This is a genomic window from Streptomyces sp. 7R007 (assembly GCF_054850255.1).
This window is the reverse complement of sequence record NZ_JBTWMV010000199.1, coordinates 1-278: the sequence shown is the minus strand read 5'-3', so window position 1 is coordinate 278 and position 278 is coordinate 1. Positions and strand designations below refer to the sequence as shown.

1 protein-coding gene is annotated in these 278 nt (G+C 71.9%); it reads right to left on the bottom strand.

The window, feature by feature from the left end:
- The coding region (locus ACYF6T_RS44785) for an AMP-binding protein (RefSeq protein WP_461703738.1) at positions 1-226 on the bottom strand (226 nt) is incomplete at its 3' end.
- Between the last annotated feature and the right edge of the window lie 52 nt (positions 227-278).

The window sequence follows — 278 nt, the reverse complement described above, 5'->3', positions numbered from 1 at the left end:
ACGCAGCCCCCGCCTTCCACACCGCCAGGACCGCCACCACCATGTCGACGCCGCGCGGCAGACACAGCCCCACCACCGACTCCGCGCCCACACCACGCGCCAGCAACAAACGCGCCAGCCGATTCGCCCGCGCCTCCAACTCCCCATACGTGACCGCGACATCCCCACACACCACGGCCAGAACATCCGCCTGGCCCTCGGCCCGCCCCGCGATCAGCTCATGCACCCCGCCAGCCGCCGCAACGCCAACCCCCGTCTCGTTCCAGCCACGCACCACC